The sequence below is a fragment of the Dyadobacter sediminis genome (assembly GCF_005860765.1).
Classification (GTDB): Bacteria; Bacteroidota; Bacteroidia; order Cytophagales; family Spirosomataceae; genus Dyadobacter; species Dyadobacter sediminis.
The window spans coordinates 222,004-228,615 of sequence record NZ_VCEI01000031.1 but is presented as its reverse complement, the minus strand read 5'-3'; the positions used below and the strand labels follow the sequence as shown (position 1 = coordinate 228,615).

Here is a 6,612-nt window from a genome sequence, read left to right as displayed (position 1 = left end):
TTCCCATTCCGAACAGAGAAGTTAAGCCCGGAACCGCCGATGATACTTGGATCAAACCCGGTAAAGTAGGTAGCCGCCACAATACCATCGTAAAAAGACCATCCCCAAAAAGATGGTCTTTTTCTTTGTGCTCCATCCCCGCCCCGGCGTTACATTCAAATACAAAACGGATCAAGTTAAAAACTTGTGGAGCGCATAGGATTTATCTAGGTTTGTGTTTTTAATCAAACCAGTTTATTTTGGAAAGTTTCCTGCGTATCATTCAATTTCTTTTACCAGAGTTCATCCTCTAAAACTTTGAGTTATCTTCTATCGACCGGCAGGACGGTGTTTTTCACGTACATATCGATGAGAAAAATGAAGATGAGAATGATCCCGAAAGAAAAAATCTACTTTCCAAAGGCTTCTTTTCGACAATTACTGTTCAGGATTTCCCAATTCGAGGCCATAAGGTCTTTCTTCATATTAAACGCCGCAGATGGCTCAATACCAAAAATGGAAAAGTAGTTTATCCAGACTGGACTGAGGTAGCTAATGGAACGCGGATGACTAGTGAGTTTTCCGCTTTTTTAAAACCGGGCCGCCAGGCGAAAATCGGTAGATACCAACCCGAATAATATCAGATCTATTGGAGGGTTCTACGGAGTTGATAGGATAGCATTATTGCGTCAGTACCCCGATCTTCAGAGTGGATTCAAAGGTTGGAATCAGCGAGTCCATGCCAAAAAGTGGCTATTGTTTTCTGAGAATCTAGGGTTTCATTTATCTATTGACGGACCAGCCTTTCACATGGTGAGTTGTACACTATACTCACTAATAAAACCGCCAAAGGCGGCAAAGGGAGCATTATAGCCATCATCGCAGGCACCAAGGCCGAAGCAGTTATTGAAGTCATGCGCAAAATTCCAGAAGCACGACGTAAAAAGGTATCTCAAATTACGCTTGACATGGCTGGTAGCATATTAATGATCGCTAAGAGATGTTTTCCACGGGCAACACGCGTCTCCGACCGTTTTCACGTGCAAAGGTTAGCTATCGAAGCTTTGCAAGAGATCCGAATCAAACATCGTTGGCAAGCGCTGGATCAAGAAAATGACGCCATCCAGGCAGCAAAAGCCGCTCAGGCAGAATATCAGCCAGAAATATTGCCCAACGGTGCTACCGTAAAACAATTACTAGCGCGGAGCAGATATGCATTGTATAAAAAGCCTAATGCCTGGACTGATAGCCAGCAAGAAAGAGCGCAACTTCTCTTTGAACGCTTTCCAGACCTTAAACGGGCATAAAAGTTGTCGATAGAATTAAGCAACATCTTCTCGAAAATTACCAAAAAGATTTATGGGCTCACTAGGCTTGCAAAATGGCATGAAATGGTCAGGCAATCCGGTTTCAAATCATTCAATACCGTCGCCCGTTCAATCCAGAATCACTACAAAACTATTGTCAACTATTTTGACAACAGAAGTACCAATGCATCCGCCGAATCCTTCAACGCGAAGATCAAAGCTTTTAGAAGTCAGTTTCGAGGGGTTCGTAATGTCAAATTCTTCCATTATCGCCTAACTCAGTTATATGCTTAATCCAAGTTGCTCCACAACATTTGGTCTTGATCCGTTTTTATCTTGAACCTGTTCGTCTTGAGAGCTTCCTGTTCTGGGCTCAGCTGCTATCTTCAAAGTTCATTCTAGAAAATTCAAATTTGATTTCTACTGGCTAATAGGGCGAAGCCTTTCTTATTTGTGTTTAATAAGAAATGTACAAGAGAATGATTTTGAAAGAAAAAATTTACTCTCTTAGACTTCTTTCCAATAGTTACTGTCCAAGATTTTTTCATTAGAGGCTATATAAGATTTCGTTATATTTAACGTATCAAATAATCTGATACTAAATAGGAAAGTAGTCTTTAGAGACTTAATTGAGGTAGCTAATGGAACGTTGATGAGTAGTAAGTTTTCAATAGATCGTTGCAAGGATTTTAGTTGATAGTATTCCAAATAACATTTTGGCAATTGTACGGTTTTAAGGTGTTAATGGCAGGGATTGACTTACTTCAATATTTTCATTTCTAAGTCGGTTTCAAAAGTTGGCGATAAAGTCTGCATTGAAATTATGAAGATTTAAATCAAGAGGATAATGCTATTTAGCAAGCAAAAGAATATCAGCTGACGATGCTGGCAATAGCGGTTTGGTAAAACAATACCGGCTCTAATTAGATATACGTTGTACAAAAAGCCTGATACCTGTACTAACAGCCAGAGAGTAAAGCATAACTCTTATTTGAATGTTTCTCTAGTCTTAAAAGGGCAAATGATCAAACAATTGGAACTAAGCAATAATATCTCTACTACTAAAAAATATAAAGGCTCATCAGATTGGCAAAGTGGTATGAAAAAGTCAGGCAGTCTGGCTTCAAATCGTTTCATGCACATTTTGAGATGTAAGAAATACCAAATACTTCCTCAATTATAAGCTTAATTCAAGTTGCTCCATGACTAATGTTCTTGACCTCATAAAATAGAAGGAACCAATACTTAAATACATAGAAAGTCAATATAGCCAGCAATTATAGCATTCCCTTTAATAAGGCTTAAAAACGAGTTATGACTGAAAGTAATTGAATCAAGAGATTGAATTGACAAAGCGAAAAGTTCGGGTATAAAGGAAATGTTTGAATCAGGTTGGTAATTACAACCAGATGATTATTATGTTGAAATCAATGATTTATAAGAAACCAAAGACTCAAAAGCAGATGTATGATAAAGTTAGCTTTGAATGACTTGGAAAGAATTAGTGCTTGTTTCTACTTGGTTATAAGCAGGAACAAGCACCTATATTTTGTATATATGTAGTTACAACGATCAGGACAAAGGATACTTTATAGCGAAAACACATTTAAAGTACTTTTAGCTTCCAGAAATTCCGTTACTGACTTCATAATGCCTGCTGTATCAATGCCACATTCCTTATAAAGTTCATGCGGTTCTCCGTGTTCGATAATGGTATCCGCGATTCCCAGTCTTTTAACCTTGGAATTATATTCTTTATCGGCCATAAATTCAATCACAGCACTTCCAAATCCTCCTTGCAGGCATCCGTCTTCAAGCGTAACAATACGATCGAATGAAGCGAAAATTTCATGTAAAAGTTTTTCGTCCAGAGGCTTTGCAAAACGCATGTCGTATAAAGCTGCCGATATGCCTTGTTTTTCAAGCTGTATGCAGGCTTGTTCAGCATAATTTCCCAAAGGTCCAAAGGATAAAATTGCAATGTCCTCTCCATGTTTCACTTTTCTGCCTTTACCAATTTCTATTTCTTCAAACGGATATTTCCATTGCGGCATAACACCGGTTCCTCTTGGATATCGAATGGTAAAAGCATATTTTCCGGATTGAAACGAATCCAGCTGAGCTGTATACATCATATTTCTCAGCTCTTGTTCATTCATCGGAGAAGCAACGATCATGTTCGGAATACAACGCATATACGCAATGTCGTAAACTCCATGATGCGTGGGACCGTCAGCACCCACAAGGCCAGCCCTGTCCAGACAGAATATAACCGGAAGTTCCTGAATACACACATCATGAATTACCTGATCATACGCTCTTTGCATGAAAGTTGAATAGATATTGCAAAATACAATGTCTCCGCGCGTTGCCATTCCTGCCGAAAAAGTAACTGCATGCTGTTCGGCAATTCCGACGTCAAATGCTCTGTCCGGAATTTCATTCATCATGATGTTCAATGAAGAGCCGGATGGCATCGCCGGAGTTACACCAACGATCTTCGGATTTTGCTTCGCTAATTCTACGATCGTATTTCCAAATACATCCTGATACTTCGGAGCTTGCGGGCTGTCGTAAACTTTTTTCTTGATTTCCCCGGTTATTTTGTCAAAAATGCCTGGTGCATGCCATTTGGTCTGATCCTTTTCTGCCGGGCCGTACCCTTTTCCTTTAACCGTAAGGCAATGTAAAAGCTTTGGTCCGGGAATACTTTTAAGATCCTTTAAAACATCCGTTAAATGACTTATATCGTTGCCGTCAATTGGTCCGAAGTAACGCAGGCCCAATGATTCAAAAAGGTTGCTCTGACGAAGTATGGCCGTTTTCATAACGGTTTCGACTTTCGAAACAATTTCCTGGGCACTCTTTCCGAAATTGCTCATCTTTCCAAGCATATTCCAGACTTCATCCCTCAGCTTATTGTAGGTTTGAGAAGTGGTAATGTCTGTCAGATATTCTTTTAATGCACCAACATTCGGATCAATTGCCATGCAGTTATCATTCAGTATGATAAGCAGATTGGAATCCGTAGCTCCTGCATGGTTCATTCCTTCAAACGCCATTCCGGCTGTCATGGCACCATCGCCAATTACTGCAATATGCTGGCGTTCATAATTTTTTTCCAATGCAGATGCAACAGCCATTCCCAAAGCAGCGGATATGCTCGTAGAGGAATGCCCTACGCCAAATGCATCGTATATACTTTCTTTACGTTTCGGAAATCCGGAAATACCTCCGTATGTCCGGTTTGAATGAAAATCATTGCGTCTGCCTGTAAGGATTTTGTGTCCGTATGCCTGGTGGCCAACATCCCATACAAGCTGATCGTCGGGTGTATTAAATACGTAATGCAGAGCAACAGATAATTCGACTACACCCAGGCTTGCTCCAAAATGTCCTCCGTAAACAGAAACGTTATCAATGATAAACTGGCGTAATTCATTACAGACCTGCGGAAGTTGTGAGCTGTCCAGTTTCCGTAAATCTGCAGGAGAATCAATTTTGGATAATAGTTTTCCAGGTGTAATAAGCATAGTGAGGTTATTAAAATCAGATTATTGAAACCTGCTGAAATACAATTTTACGTAAATAGGGTTAAACCTGATTTTACTTTTGCTGGCTCGCCTTGAACAGCTTTTGCTTCTCTTCTCTTGTAAGACTTTCATAACCGGACCTTGAAATTTTATCCAGAATAGAATCTATTTCAATTTGGTCAGGTGCTTCTATGGTTCCGGAAGATGAAGCGGAATATACGTTCGTATTGCGGTATACCTGCCGTTCGCGGTAAGTAACCTGCATGGAAGGACGCTTTCGGAAAAGGCGTGACCAGCTGTTTACAATGGCATAAATAGGTTTCCCAAGATCCGTTCCATTCTGCAACAGCTTGATAAATACATACCCTATAATGGCTCCGGCAAGATGAGAAAGGTTACCGCCGGCGTTTTCACCAAGGCTTTGCGCCAGAGAAAGTATAATGTAAAAAAGTGCTATGAACTTGATCCGGATCGGACCCAGGAAAATCAGGTTAAAAGTATAATTCGGAAGCAAAGTCGATGCACCAACTGCAACCGAAAAGGCTGCTGCAGAAGCACCCAGCATTCTGGAATCCTGAATCTGCGACTGGAAATAAGGCAGGGCATTGTATAAAACCATGTAAATGACTCCGCCAGCTATTCCGCCAAGCATATAAAGCGCTATAACCCGTTTTGCACCGAGATACTCATCCACAAGCTTTCCAAACCAGTAAAGGAAAAGCATGTTGAATAAAATGTGGAAAATATCTTCATGTGTAAAAAAGTAGGTTAATAATGTCCAGGGCCTGTGTATAAACTCGTTTGTGGAAGCAGGAAGCTTTAAAGTATCAAGAACGGCGTAATATACATTCGAGGATTGAGAGAGCGTAAGAATGATCTTCAGGAGCAGCAGTACCAGAAATACTGCTGTATTGATTAGGATTATCTTGACGAGTGCATTTTCCGATTTAGCAAACTCCCTTTTAACGTCATCTACAATATTGCTCATCTTTCAATAGAAATTTGTTTTTTGCGTACCCCAGTAACGCAGTAATATGTATGCAAATAGCATTCCCCCGATATGTGCGAAATGCGCAACATTGTCTGACTGAGCGTTTTGTATCCCTTCGTATAATTCGTATAATCCATAAAAAGCAACAAAATATTTTGCTTTTATAGGAAACGGAACGAAAAGCAGAAAAAGCTCAGTGTTTGGAAATAATAAACCAAACGCCATAAGTATGCCAAAAATTGCTCCCGAAGCGCCTACCAACGGTGTATTTATCAAACCTTGATAATACGAGTTTACAAAATTAACACTTTGTTGAATATAGCTGGAATTTGTCGGATTATCTTCAAATTTATTTACAAAATCAAGGCTGGCTTCATATATTCCTCTGGCATGTTTGCTCATAAAGTCAACCAGTGCGTCCGGAGTCGGATTTTGTGTATATATTTCAACAGCTTGTCTTACCTGGCTGTTTTCAAAATAATCAATTCCTGAAAACAGAATTCCTGCGCCAATTCCCGTAAAAAAGTAGAAGAAAAGGAATTTTTTGGGACCCCAGACTCTTTCCAGCAGCGGACCAAACATGAACAAACCAAACATATTACCAAGCAAGTGTCCGAAATTCGCATGAAGAAACATGTAAGTTACAAATTGAAAAGGCAAAAAGTCAGGTGAAAAAAGCGACCTTAAGGCAAATCCGTTTGTAAGATTCAGGGCATATTTATCAACTATAAAAAACAAGATATTCAGTATAAGTAAATTCCTTACGGTAGGTGTTATGGCCAACATATTTTATGAAAATCAA

The 6,612-nt window shown here is 39.7% G+C and carries 3 protein-coding genes, 1 rRNA gene and 2 pseudogenes; 3 read left to right on the top strand and 3 right to left on the bottom strand.

The window, feature by feature from the left end:
* The 3 genes and pseudogenes from rrf to FEM55_RS24135 form a co-directional block, all read left to right on the top strand.
* Positions 1-82 (top strand): 5S ribosomal RNA (rrf, locus tag FEM55_RS25490); the annotation flags it as partial.
* 223 nt (positions 83-305) lie between these two features.
* Positions 306-617: pseudogene (locus FEM55_RS25485) on the top strand (ISAon1 family transposase N-terminal region protein); the annotation flags it as partial.
* Between the two features lie 180 nt (positions 618-797).
* Positions 798-1,580: pseudogene (locus FEM55_RS24135) on the top strand (ISAon1 family transposase).
* A gap of 1,295 nt (positions 1,581-2,875) precedes the next feature.
* Here the strand turns inward: FEM55_RS24135 and dxs are convergent.
* From dxs to FEM55_RS24120, 3 genes are all read right to left on the bottom strand, one after another.
* Positions 2,876-4,819, bottom strand: coding sequence for a 1-deoxy-D-xylulose-5-phosphate synthase (gene dxs / locus FEM55_RS24130; protein ID WP_138283890.1), 1,944 nt, complete (start codon positions 4,817-4,819; stop codon positions 2,876-2,878).
* Positions 4,820-4,892: 73 nt separating this feature from the next.
* Positions 4,893-5,807, bottom strand: coding sequence for a rhomboid family intramembrane serine protease (locus tag FEM55_RS24125; RefSeq protein WP_138283888.1), 915 nt, complete (start codon positions 5,805-5,807; stop codon positions 4,893-4,895).
* Positions 5,808-5,810: 3 nt separating this feature from the next.
* Positions 5,811-6,596: a rhomboid family intramembrane serine protease gene (locus FEM55_RS24120; protein WP_138283886.1), complete on the bottom strand. Its 786-nt coding sequence runs from the start codon at positions 6,594-6,596 to the stop codon at positions 5,811-5,813.
* Positions 6,597-6,612: the final 16 nt, after the last annotated feature.

Coding starts and splice junctions, on each gene's coding strand:
- dxs (WP_138283890.1), bottom strand. CDS start 4,819: ATGCTTATTACACCTGGAAAACTATTATCCAAAATTGATTCTCCTGCA.
- FEM55_RS24125 (WP_138283888.1), bottom strand. CDS start 5,807: ATGAGCAATATTGTAGATGACGTTAAAAGGGAGTTTGCTAAATCGGAA.
- FEM55_RS24120 (WP_138283886.1), bottom strand. CDS start 6,596: ATGTTGGCCATAACACCTACCGTAAGGAATTTACTTATACTGAATATC.